The organism is Mesorhizobium sp. WSM4815 (genome assembly GCF_055811575.1).
This window is the reverse complement of record NZ_JBVVQS010000035.1, coordinates 1-614: the sequence shown is the minus strand read 5'-3', so window position 1 is coordinate 614 and position 614 is coordinate 1. Positions and strand designations below refer to the sequence as shown.

Here is a 614-nt window from a genome sequence, read left to right as displayed (position 1 = left end):
TTGTGCTTGCGCTTCATAAAATCCTTGGCGGTTTCGACTGCCACGGCCGCGTCGCGGCAATAGGCGTCGGCGCCGACGGCCTTGCCGAATTCCTCGTTGAGCGGGGCGCCGCCGACCAGCACGACGTAGTCGTCGCGGATGCCCTTTTCCTTCATCGTGTCGATGACGACCTTCATGTAGGGCATGGTCGTCGTCAGCAGCGCCGACATGCCGATGATGTCAGGCTGGTGCTGTTCGATGGCGTCGAGGTATTTTTCCACCGCATTGTTGATGCCGAGATCGATGACGTCGAAGCCGGCGCCTTCCATCATCATGCCGACAAGGTTCTTGCCGATGTCGTGGATGTCGCCCTTGACGGTGCCGATCACCATCTTGCCCTGCTTCGGCGCGCCGGTGGCGACGAGCAGCGGACGCAGGATGAACATGCCCGCCTTCATCGCGTTGGCCGACAACAGCACTTCCGGCACGAACAGGATGCCGTCGCGAAAATCCTCGCCGACGATGCGCATGCCTTCGACCAGCGCCTCGGTCAGCACCTTGTAAGGCGCCCAGCCGCGCTCGAGCAGGATGTTGGTGCCTTCCTCGATCTCTTCCTTCAGCCCGTCATAAAGGTC

The 614-nt window shown here is 61.4% G+C and carries 1 protein-coding gene; it reads right to left on the bottom strand.

Annotated features, from left to right (window positions below; genetic code table 11):
* Positions 1-614: corrinoid protein (locus tag AC0L2B_RS00140; protein ID WP_473743627.1), on the bottom strand; the 614-nt coding region annotated here is incomplete at both ends.